Annotated in this window: 16 protein-coding genes; 7 read left to right on the top strand and 9 right to left on the bottom strand. The window is 74.1% G+C overall.

Annotated features, from left to right (window positions below; translation table 11 throughout):
• The 4 genes from ACYU8I_RS18440 to ACYU8I_RS18425 all read right to left on the bottom strand — a co-directional run.
• The coding region (locus ACYU8I_RS18440) for a hypothetical protein (RefSeq protein ID WP_460843706.1) at window positions 1–307 on the bottom strand (307 nt) is incomplete at its 3' end.
• A gap of 642 nt (window positions 308–949) precedes the next feature.
• Complete coding sequence (locus ACYU8I_RS18435) at window positions 950–1789, bottom strand: septum formation family protein (RefSeq protein ID WP_460843704.1); 840 nt, start codon at window positions 1787–1789, stop codon at window positions 950–952.
• Window positions 1786–2577 (bottom strand): septum formation family protein, encoded by a 792-nt coding sequence (locus ACYU8I_RS18430; protein WP_460843702.1) that lies wholly within the window; start codon window positions 2575–2577, stop codon window positions 1786–1788. Before ACYU8I_RS18430 ends, ACYU8I_RS18435 begins: the two co-directional genes overlap by 4 nt.
• A gap of 16 nt (window positions 2578–2593) precedes the next feature.
• On the bottom strand, window positions 2594–3004 hold the full coding sequence (locus ACYU8I_RS18425) for a flavodoxin family protein (RefSeq protein WP_460843700.1): 411 nt from the start codon (window positions 3002–3004) through the stop codon (window positions 2594–2596).
• A gap of 296 nt (window positions 3005–3300) precedes the next feature.
• Between ACYU8I_RS18425 and ACYU8I_RS18420 the strand changes: the two genes are divergently transcribed.
• Window positions 3301–4800 (top strand): sensor histidine kinase, encoded by a 1500-nt coding sequence (locus ACYU8I_RS18420; RefSeq protein ID WP_460843698.1) that lies wholly within the window; start codon window positions 3301–3303, stop codon window positions 4798–4800.
• Window positions 4801–4963: 163 nt separating this feature from the next.
• The gene (gene leuA, locus ACYU8I_RS18415) at window positions 4964–6700 is read left to right on the top strand and encodes a 2-isopropylmalate synthase (RefSeq protein ID WP_460843695.1); all 1737 of its coding nucleotides are present in this window, start codon (window positions 4964–4966) and stop codon (window positions 6698–6700) included.
• Here the strand turns inward: leuA and ACYU8I_RS18410 are convergent.
• Both ACYU8I_RS18410 and ACYU8I_RS18405 read right to left on the bottom strand, forming a co-directional pair.
• A complete protein-coding gene (locus ACYU8I_RS18410) occupies window positions 6687–9149 on the bottom strand; it encodes a PAS domain-containing sensor histidine kinase (RefSeq protein WP_460843709.1) in 2463 nt (820 codons plus the stop codon). The two genes, leuA and ACYU8I_RS18410, sit on opposite strands and share 14 nt — an antisense overlap.
• 67 nt (window positions 9150–9216) lie before the next feature.
• A complete protein-coding gene (locus tag ACYU8I_RS18405; RefSeq protein ID WP_460843693.1) occupies window positions 9217–12021 on the bottom strand; it encodes an ATP-binding protein in 2805 nt (934 codons plus the stop codon).
• 60 nt (window positions 12022–12081) lie between these two features.
• Between ACYU8I_RS18405 and ACYU8I_RS18400 the strand changes: the two genes are divergently transcribed.
• Both ACYU8I_RS18400 and recO read left to right on the top strand, forming a co-directional pair.
• Window positions 12082–12930, top strand: a complete 849-nt coding sequence (locus tag ACYU8I_RS18400) for an alpha/beta fold hydrolase (protein WP_460843691.1) — start codon at window positions 12082–12084, stop codon at window positions 12928–12930.
• A 31-nt stretch (window positions 12931–12961) separates the two neighbouring features.
• Window positions 12962–13693: a DNA repair protein RecO gene (recO, locus tag ACYU8I_RS18395; protein ID WP_460843689.1), complete on the top strand. Its 732-nt coding sequence runs from the start codon at window positions 12962–12964 to the stop codon at window positions 13691–13693.
• Here the strand turns inward: recO and ACYU8I_RS18390 are convergent.
• Window positions 13680–14210 (bottom strand): gluconokinase, encoded by a 531-nt coding sequence (locus ACYU8I_RS18390; protein ID WP_460843687.1) that lies wholly within the window; start codon window positions 14208–14210, stop codon window positions 13680–13682. The two genes, recO and ACYU8I_RS18390, sit on opposite strands and share 14 nt — an antisense overlap.
• Window positions 14207–15574, bottom strand: coding sequence for a GntP family permease (locus ACYU8I_RS18385; RefSeq protein WP_460843685.1), 1368 nt, complete (start codon window positions 15572–15574; stop codon window positions 14207–14209). The genes ACYU8I_RS18390 and ACYU8I_RS18385 overlap by 4 nt, the downstream gene beginning before the upstream one ends.
• A gap of 50 nt (window positions 15575–15624) precedes the next feature.
• Here ACYU8I_RS18385 and ACYU8I_RS18380 point away from each other — a divergent pair, with 50 nt between their 5' ends.
• Together ACYU8I_RS18380 and ACYU8I_RS18375 are read left to right on the top strand one after the other, a co-directional pair.
• Window positions 15625–16416 carry an isoprenyl transferase gene (locus ACYU8I_RS18380; RefSeq protein ID WP_460843682.1) on the top strand — a complete coding sequence of 264 codons (792 nt, stop codon included), beginning with the start codon at window positions 15625–15627 and terminating at the stop codon, window positions 16414–16416.
• Between the two features lie 8 nt (window positions 16417–16424).
• Window positions 16425–16928 (top strand): metallophosphoesterase family protein, encoded by a 504-nt coding sequence (locus tag ACYU8I_RS18375; protein ID WP_460843680.1) that lies wholly within the window; start codon window positions 16425–16427, stop codon window positions 16926–16928.
• Window positions 16929–16939: 11 nt separating this feature from the next.
• Here the strand turns inward: ACYU8I_RS18375 and ACYU8I_RS18370 are convergent, their stop codons facing one another.
• Window positions 16940–17653, bottom strand: coding sequence for an aspartate/glutamate racemase family protein (locus ACYU8I_RS18370; protein WP_460843678.1), 714 nt, complete (start codon window positions 17651–17653; stop codon window positions 16940–16942).
• Window positions 17654–17730: 77 nt separating this feature from the next.
• Between ACYU8I_RS18370 and ACYU8I_RS18365 the strand changes: the two genes are divergently transcribed.
• Window positions 17731–17939: LysR family transcriptional regulator (locus ACYU8I_RS18365; protein ID WP_460843676.1), on the top strand; the 209-nt coding region annotated here is incomplete at its 3' end.

Below are 17939 nucleotides of genomic sequence, written 5' to 3'. Positions count from 1 at the left end.
CGAGCTCGAGCGGCGCGAGCGGGTGCACCAGTGGTGCACCGGGGCCGGCGATCGGGATGAGCACTCGCGACTCGTCGGTGGCCAGCAGGCCCGGCTCGCCCCACCCGGCGTAGTCGGTGATGACGCCGTCGGCGTCGACCTCGGCCGGGTGGGCCAGCGCCCACTGCACCGCCATCCACACCTGCTTCGCCTCAGCCGCGTGGGCGTCGGCGCGTGCGGTCAGGAGCTCGTCGATGATCGCCGCCCGCACGTCGACGTGCGCCGCGTCGGCGGCCTCGTCGATGCGGGACAGGGGTGCGAGCTCCATGACTGGAGTCTACCGCCACGGACTGACAATCGAACAGGTGAGCGACAATATCCGGACGCATAGCGACCCAGGGTGCTGGGCGCCTCGCTGGGTCTCGAGGCTCGTCGCTTGCGCTCCTCGCGCCTCGACCAACCCAGTCCGGCAGGGGTGTGCGAGGGCCTCGAGACCCCGCAACCGGGATCGCAGCCAGGCCCTTCGAGACGGTTGACCTCGAACGGGTCGCCGCGCGACAACCTCAGCCCGGCGGCTGCGCAACCTCCTCGGGGAGCAGGTGCCCGTGCTGGCAACCTGTTGAGGGGCCAGGTGGCGGGCGCCTTGCTGGGCCTCGCGGCTCGTCGCTTGTGCTCCTCGCACCTCGACCAGCCCAGTCCGGCACGGGTGGGCGAGGGCCTCGAGACCCCCGCAACCGGGATCGCAGCCAGGCCCTTCGAGACGGTTGACCTCGAGAGGGTCGCTGCGCGACAACCTCAGCCCGGCGGCGGCCAAACCCCGGCAGGGAGAAGGGATGGGTGGGCCGGGTCTCGAGGCTCGTCGCTTGCGCTCCTCGCACCTCGACCAGCCCAGTGCGGCTGCCCCCCGGCGCCGGCAACTTCGCGGGACCTTCGAGACGGTTGCTGCGCAACCTCCTCAGGGGGCAGGGAGTCAGGTGGACTGGGGGACCCAGCACCAGCCCCAGCGCTGGCCGGTGTCCCACTGCTCGCGGGTGGGCCACTCGAAGGCCCAGGTGAGCTCGAGGGAGCCGCCGGAGCGGGCGGAGGCGACGTCCTGGCAGGCGGAGTCGGCCGTCTCGGTCGCGGCGTCGCCGAGGAAGCGGGCGCCGTCGGGCAGGTCGACGACGTCGACCGCGCGCCAGCGGTGGCGCGCCGCGCAGGCCACGCGCTCGAAGTCGTCGGCGGAGGGGGCGGCGGTGCCGCAGGTGCCGACGGTGTCGAGCGCCGCAGGCTGGTCGAGCAGGTTGCGGGCGCGGCCGGTGAGCGGCAGCAGCCGGCCCTCGGAGCGGACGGCGACGAGGTCGCAGCGGAGCCGGTCGGCGCCGGCCTGCAGGTCGTCGGGCGACGGGGCGAACCACACCACCTCGAGGCGCGAGAGCCGACGCGCGGTCTCGTCGCCGCCGACCCACCGCGCGAGGGCGGGGGCGCACTGCTCGCGCAGCCGCTCCTGCGCGGCGTCGGACCCGACGGCCAGCAGGTGGCCGTCGTCGACCAGGTCGAGCGGCTCGACGGCGATGGTCACCGAGGTGTGCCGGTCGCGGCAGGGCACCTCCTGGTCCTCGGTCGCGGTGGCGGCCGCCGCCTGGTCGAGGGTGAGGCGGTGGCAGGTGCCGGTCTCGGGCGGGTCGGGCGGCTGCGTCGGACTGGCCGACGCCGAGGCCGACGGCGACCCGGACGACGACGTCGACGGCTCGGGGTCGCCGCTGCACCCGACGAGGATCGCGCCGCCGAGCACCGCGGCGGCGAGGGCCGCGCGCACCCGGGTCGTCACGAGTCGATCCTGGCCCAGCACACCGAGCGCCGGTTGCCGGTCTGCCACTCGGCCTCGCCGAACCAGGTGAAGCCGAACTCGTACTCCAGCGGGTAGTTCAGCCAGGCGACCACCGAGTCGGAGCAGAAGTCGCGGGTGCGTACCTGCACCTCGCGCTCGCCCGGGTAGGGGTCGTCGGGGCCGCCGAGCTTGATGGTGGTGACGGCGCGCCAGTCGTGGGGCTGCGAGCACGACACCTTCTGCGACCCGGCGACGGTCTCGCCACGCGCGCAGGTGAGCCACTCGTCGGGCGGCTGGGCGCTGAACAGGCCCTTGGCGTCGGCCGGGAGGGCGGCGTACGACGTGGCGTCGGCCGGGCCGCCGACGAGGTCGCAGCGGTACCAGCGCGTACCGTCGGCCCACGCCTGCTCGGAGGGCCGGAACCACGCCCAGCTCAGCTGCACCCGTAGGGCCTGGCTCTCGTCGATGCCCAGGAACTTGGTGTAGGCGTCCTGGCACCTGGAGTAGACCCACCGGCCGTGACCGGGGTCGTCCCACGCCGATCCGGTCTCGTCGGGCAGCGTGCCGATGGCGAAGGTCTGCGCCGTGTGCTCTTCGGAGCAGTCGACGGGCTCGGCGTCGGACGAGGGCTGGTCGACGTCGTCGGGGGCCAGTCGGTAGCAGGTGCCGAGCTCGGGCTGGCGGTCACCGGCCTCCTCGGAGGCGGGCCGCAGGGGTGCCTGAGAGCAGCCGGTCAGGGTCGCCAGCACCCCGACCAGGGCCAGGACGAGGCCCGCACGTGTCGACACCGGACCCCTCTCCGCGTCAGCCGGCCAGCAGTGCGGCGATGGTACCGCCGAGCGCGTACGCCGTGGCCGACTCCGCAGGACCCACCTCGCCGACCACGCCGACCACCTCGTGGCCGCGTCGCCAGCCGAGCGCGCCGACCACCGACTCCACCGAGCGCACCGCTCCGGTGAGGTCGTGGCGGCCGTGCACGAAGAGCCCCCACGGGCGTCGCGCAGTCGTGCCGGCACCCGCTCCCGACGCGCCGCCGTCGTCACCGAGCGCCCCGCCGACGTGCAGGAAGGTGCTGTCGAAGACGTGCTTGAGCGCCCCGCTCATGTAGCCGAAGTTGGCCGGGGTTCCGAGCACGTAGCCGTCGGCGGCGAGGAGGTCGTCGTGGTCGGCCTCGCCACGCGCGAAGGCGAGCGCCTCGCGCTCGACCACCTCCACCGGCCCGGCGCCTGCACCTCTTCGTCGTGGGCGCCGGCCAGCACCGCCTCGGTGAGCCGACGCATCGAGGTGGTGGGGGAGTGGTGGACCACGAGGAGGCGGGGCACGGGGCGCATCATGCCGTCTGCTGGGCCGACCGCGCGGGTCACTCCTCTAGACCAGCGGCGTGGTCGCCGTGTCGCCTGCGCTGGTCGGGGGGCACTGCGCCACTAGCCTCGGCCGAGAGGCGCGCCACACCGTCCGGACAGAACGCCGGAGTTTGTCGAGGGTGGCTCGGGGGAGGATGGCGGGGACCCATGGACCCGCGACCTCGGCCGACGACCCGCCACCGACCTGGAGAGACGATGGACCTGCTGCCCGGCACCGCCGGCGCCTCGGTCGACCCCGTCGACGAGGTGCGCCGGCTGCGGCGCGAGCTGCGCCGCGAGCAGGCGCGGCGGCAGGCGGCGGAGACCATCGGCGAGCGGGCCACCGCCGACTACTACGACTCGGTGCGCCAGCTGCGCTCGGCGCAGGCCGAGCTGCTCGAGCGCGCCGACCAGGCGCGCGTGGTCCATGAGCTCGCCCGCGCGCTGCGCCAGGACCTCGACTCCGCGCAGCTCGTCAACCGGGCGGCCGAGTCGGTGGGCCAGGCCACCCAGGTCGACCGCTGCGACGTGCTGCTCGTCGACGCCGACCGCTACGCCGCCGTGCGCGGCTCCTGGAGCGCCGACGCCGAGGCGGCCGCGCTGCCGCGGCCCGACTCCTTCGTCGACCTGCCCGAGGCGCTGACCTCGCTGCTCCTCGAGGCCGCGCAGCACCTCGCGCCGGTCCGCATCACCGAGCTCGCCAGCGACACCCGCTTCGACGACCCGGCCCGCGCCGCCGTGCGCGCCGCGCTCGGGGTCGAGGCCCTCCTGGCCGCGCCGGTCGCCGTGGGCGACGAGGTCATCGGCTGGCTGCTGCTCACCACCGTCCGCCCGCGCGGCTGGGCGGCGCGCGAGGTCGCCATCTGTCAGGGCGTCTCCCACGACCTGGTCGCCTCGCTGGTGCAGGTGCGCGCCTTCGAGCAGCAGCGCGAGTCCGTACGCCGCCTCGAGGAGCTCGACCGCGCCAAGGACGCCTTCATCTCGACGGTGTCGCACGAGCTGCGCACCCCGCTGACCAGCATCGTCGGCTACCTCGAGCTGATGTCGGAGGGCGGGCTCGGCCCGCTGCCGGCCGAGATGTCCGCTGGCGTGTCGATCATCGAGCGCAACGTCGACCGGCTCCGCGCCCTGGTCGAGGACCTCCTGGCCCTGTCGGCGTACGACGCGGAGGAGGTGCAGCTCGAGCGTCGCCCCATCGACATCCTCGTCCTGGTCAACGACTGCCAGCAGATCCTCGCCCCCGCGACCGCCGCCAAGGACCTCGAGCTCGCCGTGGCCACGGAGGGCGAGGTGCCACGGGTCCTGGGTGACCGGCGGCAGGTCGAGCGCGTGCTGCTCAACCTGCTCAACAACGCCGTGAAGTTCAGCCGCGACGGCGGCACCGTCACGGTGCGCCTGCACGCCGACGGCGACGAGGTCGTCGTCGACGTGGTCGACCGCGGCATCGGGATCCCGCGCGCCGAGCAGGACCGCATCTTCTCCCGCTTCTTCCGCTCGTCGTTGTCGGTGGCCGACGAGATCCAGGGCACCGGCCTGGGCCTCGCGCTGGTGCAGTCGGTCGTGGAGTGGCACGGCGGCTCCGTCGTGGTCGACTCCGAGGTCGGCCGCGGCACCACGGTGACGGTCCGGCTGCCCGCGGCCGACGTCGAGACCGACCCGGACGCCTGAGCGGCGGCTGTTAGAGTCGCCGACGTGCTCGACGTACGGCCAGTGGTGCTCCTCCTTGGGTGCCGCAGCGAGGCCTCCGCGCTGAAGTGACGCGTGCCGGCCCCCTCGCTGCGGAGGTCTCCGCACGCCCGGCACCCACGTCCCACGAGAGGCACCCGTCGTCATGACCCTGCAGCACTCCGGCTTCGAGAACACCCAGCGGCCCAGCGGCATGCCGGTCCACCGCTACCGGCCGTTCCCCCCGATCGACCTGCCCGACCGCACCTGGCCGTCGCAGACCATCACGCAGGCGCCGCGCTGGCTGTCGACCGACCTGCGCGACGGCAACCAGGCACTGATCGACCCGATGAGCCCCGAGCGCAAGCACCGGATGTTCGACCTGCTGGTGAAGATGGGCTACAAGGAGATCGAGGTCGGGTTCCCCTCGGCCAGCGAGACCGACTTCGCCTTCGTGCGCCAGCTCATCGAGCGCGACAAGGTGCCCGACGACGTCACCATCTCGGTGCTGACCCAGGCCCGCGAGGACCTCATCGAGCGCACCACCCAGTCGCTGGTCGGCGTGCACCACGCCAACATCCACCTCTACAACGCGGTCGCCCCGCTCTTCCGCCGCGTCGTCTTCCGCGCGAGCGAGGACGAGGTCAAGGACATCGCGGTGCGCGGCACCGAGCTGTTCATGAAGTACGCCGAGCAGAACCTCGCGGCCACCGTCATCGGCTACGAGTACTCCCCGGAGATCTTCACCTCCACCGAGCTGCCGTTCTCGCTCGAGGTCTGCGAGGCGGTCTCCGACGTGTGGCAGCCCGAGGACGGCCGCGAGATCATCCTCAACCTGCCGGCCACCATCGAGGTGGCGACGCCCAACGTCTACGCCGACCAGATCGAGTGGTTCTCGCGGCAGCTCACGCGCCGCGAGCACACCACCATCAGCCTGCACCCGCACAACGACCGCGGCACGGCGGTCGCGGCGACCGAGCTGGCCGTGATGGCCGGCGCCGATCGCGTCGAGGGCTGCCTGTTCGGCCACGGCGAGCGCACCGGCAACGTCTGCCTGGTGACCCTGGGCATGAACCTCTTCAGCCAGGGCGTCGACCCGCAGGTCGACTTCTCCGACATCGACGAGATCCGCCGCACCGTCGAGTACTGCACGCAGCTGCCAGTCCACCCCCGGCACCCGTACGCCGGCGACCTCGTCTACACCGCCTTCTCCGGCTCCCACCAGGACGCCATCAAGAAGGGCCTCGAGGCGCTCGAGGCCGAGGCGGCCGAGGCAGGCCGTCCGGTCGCGGAGCAGCCGTGGGAGGCGCCGTACCTGCCGATCGACCCCAAGGACGTCGGTCGCACCTACGAGGCCGTCATCCGGGTCAACAGCCAGTCGGGCAAGGGCGGCGTCGCCTACGTCATGAAGTCCGAGCACAAGCTCGACCTGCCGCGACGGCTGCAGATCGAGTTCAGCCGCGCGGTGCAGGAGCAGACCGACGGCGAGGGCGGCGAGATGACGCCGAGCGCCATCTGGTCGGCCTTCCGCGCCGAGTACCTCGACCGAGACGAGCCGCTGCGGCTCGACTCGGTGCACTCCTCCTCGGCCGCGGGCGAGCAGGACGCCCTGACGGTCGTGCTGCACGTCGACGGCGAGCGGCGCGAGCTGACGGGCAGCGGCAACGGCCCGATCGCCGCGTTCGTCGAGATCCTCAACGGTCTCGACAGCCCGGCGCTGGGCGAGCTCGACCTGCGGGTCCTCGACTACGCCGAGCACGCCCTGTCGGCCGGCGGCGACGCGATCGCGGCGGCGTACGTCGAGTGCGCGGTCGGCGAGAAGGTGCTGTGGGGCGTCGGGCTCGACGCCAACATCGTCACCGCCTCGCTCGAGGCCGTGGTCTCGGCCGTCAACCGGCGCTGAGGGCGGGGGCCGCGACCAGCGGCAGGCGCACGGTGAAGGTGGTGCCGGCGCCCTCCGCGGAGCGCACGTCGATCTCGCCGCCGTGGTCGGTGACGATGCGGTGGATGATCGACAGCCCGAGCCCCGTGCCCGGGATGGCCCGGCTCTGCGCGGTGCTGGAGCGGAAGAACTTCGTGAACAGGTCGGCCTGCTCGTCGGCGGGGATGCCGATGCCCGTGTCGCTGACCTCCAGCACCGCCGCGCCCCCGCTGGCCCCCAACCGGCAGCGCACGTGCCCGCCGTCAGGGGTGAACTTCACCGCGTTGCTCAGCAGGTTGACCACGACGCGGTCGAGGTGGGCGGCGTCGCCGAGCACCTGCACGGACGTCGCGGGCACGGTGAAGTCGAGCTCGAGGCGGCGATCGCCCACCAGCGGGACGACGGTCTCCTCGGCCTGGCGCACCACGTCGACGAGGTCGACCGGCTCCTCCTGCCAGGTGCTGCGGTCCTGCGACTCGAGGCCGGCCAGCGTGAGCAGGTCGTTGGCGACGTTGATCAGCCGCATGCCGTTGCGGGTGATCACCTCGAGCAGCTCGCGCTGCTGGTCGGTGACGTGGCCCGCGACCTCGTCGCGCAGCATCTCGGTGTAGCCGACGATGCTCGTCGTCGGCGTGCGCAGCTCGTGCGAGACGGTCGAGACGAAGTCGTTCTTGGCGGCGTCGAGCCGACGCAGCCGCTCCACCGCGCGACGCTCGGTCTCGAGCGCCCGCTGCAGGGCGTCCTCCTGCGCGACCTGACGGCTCACGTCGCTGGCCACGAGCAGGGTGCCGACCTGGCGGCCCACGGCGTCGACGACGGCGCTGACGGTCGCGCCGAGGCGCACCACGGTGCCGTCGGGACGCATCCACGACCAGTCGTGGTCGAGCAGCGCGGCGGCACGCGTCTCGCGCGAGGCGGTGCTGGCACGGCTCAGCGCCGCCTCCATGTCGGCCACCTGCTCGGGGCACACCACCGAGACGAAGGGGCGCCCCACGACGTCCTCGGCCCGCACCCCGAGCAGCTGCTCGCTGGCGGCGTTGCACAGGGTGATCCGCAGCTCCTCGTCGAGCGAGAGCATCGGCGCGGCCTTGGGCGAGCCGAAGAGGTGCTCGACCAGCTGCGTCGAGGTGCGCTCGCTCGTCACGTCGCTGGCGGTGCACACGACGTGGACCACCCGGCCATCGGCGTCGAGGACGACGTTGTTGCTCCAGACGACCCGGAGCCGCTCGCCGCTGGTGGCGAGGACGTCGGCCTCGCGCGTCGCGGGCACGGTGCCGCCGAGCACGTCGGCGTACAGCCCCTCGACGATCGGGCGACGCTCGGGCGGCACCAGGCCGCACTCCCAGAAGCGGCGGCCGACGACCTGGTCGGGACGCCACCCCGTGAGGCGCTCCAGGGCGGCGTTGACGCGCTGGACCTCGCCGTCGGGCGCGGTGACGAGGATGATCGCGGCGGTGGTGTCGAGGGTGGTGGTGCTGAGGTCGCGCTCGGCGTCGAGCCGCGCGACGAGCCGGCGGCGCTGGTCGGTGGCCAGGGCGCACGGCACGGCGAGCAGCGCCACGCACACCAGGAACACCTGGACGTGGTTGCCCTCCGCCGCGGCACCCCCGGGCAGCGCGGCGCTCAGGGCCCCGAGCGCTCCGTCGCCGCGGGCGTCGGCCCACGTGAGCACGACCGCGACGACGGCGACCTCGGTGGCCGTCACCTGCGGGCTGGTGCGCAGCGCCGCCCACACCAGCAGGGGGATCAACAGGAACAGCGGCAGCACGCCGGTGGACAGCGTGGCAGCGAGGACGGCCGCGACCACGAGCAGCGCGGCCTGCACGAGGGTCTCGGCCGCCGCGGCGGCGCGCACGCGCCACCCGGGGGCCGGGAGCAGGAACAGGGGCAGCAGCACGAGCGAGGCGGCCAGGTGGGAGGGCAGCACGGTGGGTGCGGCGGTGCCCAGGGGCTCGCCCGCCACCGCGAACCCGACCTCCGAGACGAGCGCCATGCTCGTGGCGGCCACGCCTGCGGCGAGGAGCAGCCGCAGGTGGTCGGCGGTGTCCTCCAGGCGCGGCGGCGCCCCGCGGCGCGAGAGCAGCGCGGCGCCCACGAGCGCCTCGACGGCGTTGGCCGTGGCGAGGACGAGCCCGAGCTCCACCGGTCGGCCGCCGAGCGCGTTGGCGCCGTAGGTGACGACGCCGACCAGGACCGCGAGCAGCAGGCGGACGCGCGGCGGCGCGAGTGCCAGTGCGGCGATCGCGAGACCGGCCGCCGGCCACCAGGTCGCGACGCCGTCGGCGTCGGGGCGGAGCAGCACCGAGGCTGCCGCGGCCGCGGCGGTCGCCACGAGCAACGCCGTGACGACGAGGAGGACGCGCGCGCGAGACCCGGCCGACGGGAGCCAGGACCGCGACGACGGCGGCTGGGGCGCGCGGGCGGACGGCATCACGGCACAATTCTGCGGGTCCGGGCGCTAAAATCCGGCATCAAAGCGGACAAAACCGTCCGCTGGGCTAGACCTGAGGGTGTCGCGCCAGCGGGATCGTGACCGCGACCGAGGTGCCCTCGCCGTGGCGGGACCGCACGGCGATGCTGCCGTCGTGCCGCTCGACGATCTGCTTGACGATGGACAGGCCGAGGCCGGTGCCCTGGATGGCGTGCCGCTGCACCTCGGACGCGCGGAAGAACCGGTCGAAGACGTGCTCGAGGTCGGACTCGGGGATGCCTCGGCCGGTGTCGGTCACCGTCACGGTCGCCGTGCCGACGCCTGGGTCGAGGCGCAGCGCCACGCTCACCGAGCCCCCGTCGGGGGTGAACTTCACGGCGTTCGTCAGCAGGTTGGTCACGGCGCGCTCGAGGTGGCTCGCCTCGCCGACCACGTCCACCGGCGCGTCGGGGAGGTCGACCTCCCAGCGCAGCCGGTCGTCGTCCGGATGCGGCCGCACGGCACCGAGGCTCTCCCGCACCACGTGGCGCAGGTCGAGGTGGGCCCCCGGCTGCGCGGGGGTGCCCCGGTCGAAGGTGGCCAGGGTGAGCAGGTCGTCGGCGAGACCGAGGAGCCGGGCGCCGTTGCGGATCACGACGTCGACGAGCTGCTGCTGGCTGTCGTGCAGCTCGCCCGCCATGCCGTCGGCGAGCATCTCGGCGCAGCCGATGATGCTGCTCATCGGGGTGCGCAGCTCGTGGCTCACCGTGGAGATGAAGTCGTCCTTGGCCCGGTCGAGCTCCTGGAGCCGGGTGACGACCTCGCGCTCGCGGCGCAGGGCGCTGACCATGATCTCCTGGTTGCGCCGGGTGTCGGTGACGTCACGGGCCACGAAGAGGTAGCCGTGCTGGGTGCCCGCGGCGCTCCGCACCGGGTTGCAGGTCATCGACACCCGCACCGGCGGCCGGTCCTGCGGCAGCGCCAGCCAGTCGTGCGTGCGCGGCGATCCCTCGACGGCCGAGCCGGACCCCACCAGGCGGGTCAGCGGCACCCCGCGCCGGAGCCCTTCCTGGCCGTCCTGCCCGGTCTCGCCGACCTCCGCCAGCATCGTGCCGAGGCCGCGGCCCAACGCCTGGTCGGCGCGGAGGCCGAACAACCGCTCCGCCCCGGTGCTGAAGAGGGTCACGGTGCCGTCGAGGTCGGTGCCGACGAAGGCGATCGAGGTCACCGAGCGCAGCAGGTGCTCGACCATCTCGGCGCTCGCCCGCGCCTCGGTGACGTCGGAGCCGCTGAAGACGAAGGTCGCCGGGGCGTCGTCGGTGCCCTGGTGCACGGCGTGGCTGTAGACGACCGTGCGCTCGGCACCGGAGCGGGTCCGCAGGCGCAGCTCGCCGGAGCGGGGGATGGGCAGCACCTGCGTGACGGCGTCCTCGACCTTCTGGCGGTCGCGGGGCGCCACCACCAGCTCCCACAGCGGCCGCCCGACCAGCTCGTCGGCGGTCCAGCCGGTCAGGCGCGTCGTCTCCGGGTTGACCGTGACGACGCGGCCCTCGGTGTCGGTGATGACGATGAGGCTCGAGGCGGTGTCCATCACCGCCTGGGAGCGGGCCTGCTCGTCGGTGAGCCGCTGCTGCAGGCTCAGCCGCTCGGTCAGGTCGACCAGGTGCAGCGACAGCAGGCCGCGCTCGCCGTCGACGTCGAGGAGGGCGGCGTACGCCTCCACCTGCCGGCGCGGGTCGTCGCGCAGCCTCAGCGGGCCGGACCAGCCGGGGAAGTCGGCCAGGGGAGCTCCTCGCAGCGCCTCCAGGAGCCCGGACGCGTGCACCAGCGCGTCGACGTCGAGACCGGCCAGCTCGGCGGGCTCGCGACCGAGGAGGCCACCGCAGGCGTCGCTCGCGGCGCCGATCCGCAACGTGGCGCCGTCCCACCGGCCCAGCAGGACCGGCAGGCCGGACTGCGTGAACGCCCGGCGGAAGGTGCGCTCGCTGTCGCGGGTGCGGCGGGCAGCCTCGTCGCGCTCGCGCAGCGCCAGCGCGAGCGGCAGCACCAGCAATACGAGGGTGACGAGGTAGACCTGCGCGACCTGGGTCGTCGCCGCCGCGCCTGCGGCGCCCGGGCCGAAGGTGTTCGGACTGACGAGCACCGTCGCGGACACCAGCGCGGCGCACCAGACCAGCAGCGCCGTGATCGCCCGGAGGTCGTGGCGCACCGCGCCCGCCACCACCAGGGGCAGCGGCAGCACCAGGAGCGTCAGGCCGGTCAGGCCGCCGGTCAGCTCGGAGAAGGCGAGCACCAGGACCACGCCGACGACGACCGCGAGCGGCACCACCTGGCCGGCGCGGCGCTGGGACCACGGTCGCTGCCAGTCGAGCAGCGCCGGCGGCACCAGCACGAGCAGGGCGGCGGCGTGGGCGAGCCCCGCCACGGTGAAGACCGCCCCGAACCCGTCGTCGGAGGTGCTGCTCAGGATGGTCGCGACGCCGAGGCCGCCGACGACCGCGCCAGCCGCGACGCCGGCCAGCAGCGGGCCCAGGTCGGCGAGGCGGTCGAGCCGGCCGTCGGCCGACCGTCGTACGACGAGCGCCACGAGCAGCGCCTCGGCGCAGTCGACGGCCGCGAGCGCCGCGGCGGTGCCCGGCGCCCGGCCGCCCAGCAGACCCGCGGCGAGCACGACGACCAGCAGCGCGACGGCGACCAGCACCAGCCGACGGCCCGGCGTGAGCAGCAGGGTCACGACCGCCAGCCCGACGGTCGGCCACCAGGCCCCGAGGGTCTCGGCGGCGCCGCCCACGAGCACGGCGAGCAGGGTCACCGCACCGGTCGCGACCACCAGGACCGGCACGACCGGGGCCGGCACGGCAGGGTGCCGGACGCCGGACGGTGCAGGGCTCACCCGGCGATCATGCCTGGTCGGCCGCCCGGAAGGACGCTCCGACGGCCCTAGGGTGGGCCCATGGTCCTCGTCTCCGAGCGCATCGGGCAGTTCTTCGTCGACGGTCACCGCCTCGAGTACACCGAGTACGGCGCGGGCCCGCGGTGGGTGGTGCTGCTCCACGGGCAGCTGATGCCGCGCCGGATGCACGAGCCGCTCGCCCGGGCGCTCGCCGCCGACGGGGCGCACGTGGTCACCCTCGACCTGCTGGGCCACGGCCGCTCCGACCGGCCCGACGACCCGCTGCTCTACTCCATGTCGGCCTTCGCCGAGCAGGTCGTCGCCCTGCTCGACCACCTCGGCGTCGAGCGGGCCGTCGTCGGCGGCACCTCGCTCGGGGCCAACGTCACGCTCGAGACCGCCGTGCTGGCGCCGGAGCGGGTCTGTGGGCTGCTGTGCGAGATGCCCGTGCTCGACAACGCCCTCGAGGCGGGCCTCGTCGCCTTCGCGCCGCTGCTGTTCTGGGCGCGCTACGTGCCGGTGACGGTCCGCGCCGTACGCCTCGCCTCGCGCGCGGTGCCGCGGGGACTGGTGCCCTTCTGGACGGGCATCGTGCTCGACACGCTCGACCAGCGTCCGGCGCCGATGGCGGCCGCCATCCACGGCATCTTCTTCGGCCGCATCGCGCCCGCGTCCCGGGCCCGCCGTGGCATCACCGTCCCGGCGATGGTGGTCGGCCACCCCAGCGACCCGATCCACCCCGCCGCCGACGCCGCCATGCTCGCCGCCGAGCTGCCGCACGCCGAGTTCGTCGAGGCCCGCTCGATCCTGGAGTGGCGGGCCCGCCCGGCGCGGCTCGACCGGCTCGCCGCGCAGTTCGTCGACCGGTGCCACGGCGCGCCCACGGCCGTCACGGGCGTGGTGTCGTAGGGCCCCACCCGCCGGGGTGGAGACTGGTGCCATGCCGGTCTACAGCGACGAAGCGGTGGTGCTGCGCACCCACTCGCTCGCCGAGGCCGACCGCATCATCACGCTGCTGACGCGCGAGCACGGTGTCGTGCGCGCGGTGGCGCGTGGGGTGCGGCGCACGTCGTCGAAGTTCGGCTCCCGGCTCGAGCCCTTCACCCACGTCGACCTGCAGCTGGCGGTCGGGCGCAACCTCGACACCGTCACCCAGGCGGTGACCAGGTCGCCGTTCGGCAACGTCATCGCCGCCGACTACGACCGCTACACCGCGGCGAGCGTCATGCTCGAGACCGCCGAGCGGCTGGTGTCGGAGGAGCGCGAGCCGTCGGTGCAGCAGTACCTCCTGCTGGTCGGTGCGCTGCGCGCCATGGTGGGCGACGAGCACCGTCCCGGCGACGTGCTCGACTCCTTCCTGCTGCGCTCGATGTCGGTCGCCGGCTACGCGCCCTCGTGCTCGGCCTGCGCCAGCTGCGGCCTCGAGGGTCCCCACGGGGCCTTCCACCCCGCCGCGGGCGGCGCCCTGTGCGTGCGTTGCCGTGTGCCCGGCTCGGCGAGCCCGGCGGCCGGGACCATGCTCCACCTCGGCGCGCTGCTCGCGGGCGACTGGCCGACGGTGGCCGACGTCGAGCCCCGCTGTCGGCGCGAGGCGCGCGGGCTGGTCTCGGCGTACGTCGCCTGGCACCTCGAGCGCGGGCTGCGCTCGATGCCGCACCTCAGCGAGCGCTGAGCTCGCGCAGCGCCGCCGCGACCACCTCGTCGAGCGGCGGCGCCACGTCGACGCGCGCGCCACGCTCCTCGGGGCCGAGCTCCTCGAGGGTGTCGAGCTGGCTGTCGAGGAGCGAGGTCGGCATGAAGTGCCCGCGGCGGCCCGCGATGCGCTGCTCCAGCAGCTCGCGGCTGCCGGCGAGGTGGCAGAAGAACACCTGCTCGGCCGTCGCCGGGTCACCGCGCAGCACGTCGCGGTAGGAGCGCTTGAGCGCCGAGCACGTCACCACCAGCCGCTGCCCATCGGCGACCGTCCCGCGGATCCGGGCGGCGACCCGGTCGAGCCAGGGCCAGCGGTCGTCGTCGGTCAGCGGCGTGCCGGAAGCCATCTTGTCGACGTTGGCCTGCGGGTGCAGGTCGTCGCCCTCGACGAAGCCGGCGTCGAGGGCGGCGGCCAGACGCTCGCCGACCGAGCTCTTGCCGGTCGAGGTCGTGCCCATGACGACCACCACGAGGGGGCCGCCGGCCGCGGCGCTCACGCGACCACCCACAGCAGGCCCGCGCAGGCGAACATGGTCAGGCCCAGGGTGGTCTCCATGACCGTCCAGGTGCGCAGCGTGGTCTTCTCGTCCATGTCGAAGAGCCTGCCGACGAGCCAGAAGCCGGAGTCGTTGAAGTGCGAGAGCACCGTCGACCCGCCGGCGATGGCGAAGACCAGCGCGGCGAGCTGCAGCTCGGGCAGTCCCGAGGCCGACGCCGCGACCAGGCCGGCGGTGGTGGTCAGCGCCACGGTCGCCGAGCCCTGGGCCACCCGGAGCGCCGTCGCGATGAGGAACGCCTGCACGACCAGCGGCAGCCCCACCCCGGCCAGGGACGAGGTCAGCGACTCGCCGATGCCGCTGGTGCGCAGCACGCCGCCGAACATGCCACCGGCGCCGGTGATGAGGATGACCGAGCAGACAGGGCCCAACGCCCCGTCGAGCAGGCCCTGCACCTCCGAGCGCGAGCCGGCACGGGAGCCCAGCAGGACCAGCGCGACCAGCACGCTGATGAGCAGGGCGACCGGGGTGTTGCCGAGCAGCACGAGGAAGTCGGTGACCGACGAGGCCTCGAGGGTGCCGGCGGTCGTCAGCGAGGTGATGACCGTGTTGAGCGAGATGAGCAGCATCGGCAGCAGCAGGAGCACCAGCACGACGCCGAACGCCGGGGGACGGGCGTCGCGCTCGTCGTCGACCTCACCGAGGAGCAGGTCGGTCACCGGCACGTGGACGCGTCGCGACACCACGCTGCTGAACAGGTAGGACCCGACCAACCACGACACGACGGCGACCGGGGTGCCGACGAGCAGCAGCACGCCGAGCGAGGCCTCGAGGCTCGCTCCCGCCGCGACCGGCCCGGGGTGCGGCGGCACGATCGCGTGCATCGCGGCGAACGCCCCGGCCGACGGCAGGGCGTAGCGCAGGACCGATCCGCCGAACCGTCGCGCGACGGTCAGGATGATCGGCAGGAAGACCACCAGGCCCGCGTCGAAGAAGATCGGGAAGGCGAAGATCAGCGAGGCGACACCCAGCGCGAGCGGGGCTCGCTGCTCGCCGAAGCGGTTGACCAGCGTCTCGGCCAGCACACGGGCGCCGCCCGTCACCTCCAGCAGCCGGCCGAGCATGACGCCGAGCGCGACCAGCAGCGCGACCGACCCGAGCGTCGTCGAGAAGAACTGCGTCATCACCACCGGCACGTCGGCCAGCGGGATGCCGGCTGCGACTGCGGTGATCGCACTGACCAGCACCAGCGCCAGGAACGCGTGCAGCCTCACCACCATGATGAGCACGAGCAGCAGGGCGACCGCAGCGACGGCGATCAGCAGCATGACGGGCGTGGAGTACGCCGGCTCCAGGGCTTCCATGGGCGGCCAGTGTCCCCCCGGCCCCGGTGCAAACCTCTACGCTGACGCCCATGCCTCGCTCGCGGACCCGCGCCGTCGCCCGGCCCGAGCCGCGTCGCCCGACGCCTCACCCGAGCGGCGCCGTGCCGCCGCCGGTGCCGGCCGACCTCGTCCCCGGTCACGTCGCGATCGTCATGGACGGCAACGGCCGCTGGGCCGAGGAGCGGGGCCTGCCCCGCACGGCGGGCCACACCGAGGGCGAGTCCTCGTTGTTCGACGTGGTCGAGGGCGCCATCGAGGTCGGGGTCAAGGCGATCTCCGCCTACGCCTTCTCCACCGAGAACTGGTCGCGCAGCGCCGACGAGGTCAAGTTCCTCATGGGCTTCAACCGTGACGTCATCCGACGTCGTCGCGACGAGATGCACGAGCTCGGCGTCCGGGTGCGCTGGGCCGGCCGGGCCCCGCGGCTGTGGCGCTCGGTGGTCAAGGAGCTGCAGGTCGCCGAGGAGATGACCCGCGACAACGACGTGCTGACGCTGACGATGTGCGTCAACTACGGCGGTCGGGCCGAGCTGGCCGACGCCGCCCGGGCGATGGCCGACGACGTCGCCGCGGGTCGGCTCGAGCCCCGTGCGGTCGACCAGAAGACCTTCGCGCGCTACCTCTACGTGCCCGAGCTGCCCGACGCCGACCTGGTGTGGCGCACCTCCGGCGAGCAGCGGCTGTCCAACTTCATGCTCTGGCAGGCCGCCTACAGCGAGCTCGTCTTCACCGACGTGCTGTGGCCCGACGTCGACCGCCGTCACCTCTGGGCGGCCGTCGAGCAGTACGCCGCTCGCAACCGCCGCTACGGCTCGGCCTGACGGTGCGGGTGGCCGTCCTCGCCGACACCCACGCACCGCGGTTCTGGAAGGGCTGCCCGCCGGGGGTGGCCGAGCACCTGCGCGGGGTCGACCTCGTGCTGCACGCGGGTGACGTCTGCCGCGCCGACGTCCTCGACGAGCTGGCGACGTACGCCCCGGTGCTCGTCGTGCTCGGCAACAACGACGGCGCCGACGTCGCGGCCTGGGCCGGCGCCGGACCGGCCGGCGTGCCCGAGGTGCTCGAGACCGAGCTGGCCGGCGTGCAGGTCGCGATGCTGCACGACAGCGGGCCGGCGAAGGGGCGTGGCCCCCGGCTGCGACGGCGCTTCCCCGACGCCGACCTCGTCGTCTTCGGCCACTCGCACATCCCCTGGGACGAGACGACCGACGGCCAGCGGGCGCTGAACCCCGGATCGCCCACCGACAAGCGCCGTCAGCCGCGACCGACGATGGCGCTGCTCGAGCTGGCCGACGGTCGGGTCGTGACCGCCGAGGTCGTCCCGGTGGCCTAGGCCCCGAGGACTCAGCGGGCGGGCGTGAGCCCGAGGGCGGCGTCGGCGAGGGCGTCGGCGTGGGCGGTGCAGGAGTCGACCAGCGGCAGCGACGAGTCCTCCGGACGCAGCAGCAGGCCGATCTCGGTGCACGCGAGCACGACCGCCTCCGCGCCGTCGGCCGCCATGGCCTCGACGGCCGCGACGTACGCCGCCCGCGACTCCGGTCGCACGACCCCCTGGGTCAGCTCGTCGAAGACCACCCGGTCGACCTCGGCGCGGGTGGGCGCGTCGGGGACGACGGTGTCGATGCCGTGGGCGGCGAGCCGCTCGGCGTAGAACGGCTCCTCCATCACCCAGCGGCTGGCCAGCAGCCCCACCCGGGTGGCGCCGAGCGTGGCGACCTGGGCGGCGACCGCGTCGGCGATGTGCAGCAGCCGGGCCCCGGTGGGCGCGAGCGCGTCCTCGACCTGGGGTGCGACCTTGTGCATCAGGTTGGTGCAGATCGCCACCGTGCGGGCGCCCGCGGCCGCGCAGTCGAGGGCGGCCGCCGCGAGCAGGTCGGCGGCGCGGTCCCAGTCCTCGGCCAGCTGGCAGGAGCGCACCTCGGCGAAGTCGACCGAGCGGAGCACGACCTGGGCCGACGCGTGGCCGCCGCGCGCATCCGCGACGCGCTCGTTGAGGACCCGGTAGTACTCGATGGTCGAGTGCCAGCTCATGCCGCCGACGAGGCCGATCGTCTCCATGCGCCCCACCCTGGCCCGCGGACACGCCCCAAGGAAGACCCGTCCTGCTTGGTCGCGCCATAAGTCATGCTTGGGTCATGGTCCTGGACGCCCGACGGGTGCTGCTCTTCCGCGAGGTGGTGCGCGCGGGGTCGCTGACGGCGGCCGCGCGCGACCTCGGCTGGACCCAGCCGGCGGTCAGCCAGCACCTCCAGCGCCTCGAGCGCGACGCCGGCTGCCCGCTGCTCGTGCGCGGGCCGCGCGGCGTCACCCCGACCGAGGCGGGTCGGGCGCTGCTCGCGCGCGC

Source organism: Nocardioides marmoraquaticus (assembly GCF_054777915.1).
The sequence above is the reverse complement of the archived record's forward strand: the minus strand, read 5'-3'. Positions and strand labels throughout refer to the sequence as shown.

Coding starts and splice junctions, on each gene's coding strand:
- ACYU8I_RS18420 (WP_460843698.1), top strand. CDS start 3,301: ATGGACCCGCGACCTCGGCCGACGACCCGCCACCGACCTGGAGAGACG.
- leuA (WP_460843695.1), top strand. CDS start 4,964: ATGACCCTGCAGCACTCCGGCTTCGAGAACACCCAGCGGCCCAGCGGC.
- ACYU8I_RS18410 (WP_460843709.1), bottom strand. CDS start 9,149: ATGCCGTCCGCCCGCGCGCCCCAGCCGCCGTCGTCGCGGTCCTGGCTC.
- ACYU8I_RS18400 (WP_460843691.1), top strand. CDS start 12,082: ATGGTCCTCGTCTCCGAGCGCATCGGGCAGTTCTTCGTCGACGGTCAC.
- recO (WP_460843689.1), top strand. CDS start 12,962: ATGCCGGTCTACAGCGACGAAGCGGTGGTGCTGCGCACCCACTCGCTC.
- ACYU8I_RS18385 (WP_460843685.1), bottom strand. CDS start 15,574: ATGGAAGCCCTGGAGCCGGCGTACTCCACGCCCGTCATGCTGCTGATC.
- ACYU8I_RS18380 (WP_460843682.1), top strand. CDS start 15,625: ATGCCTCGCTCGCGGACCCGCGCCGTCGCCCGGCCCGAGCCGCGTCGC.
- ACYU8I_RS18370 (WP_460843678.1), bottom strand. CDS start 17,653: ATGGAGACGATCGGCCTCGTCGGCGGCATGAGCTGGCACTCGACCATC.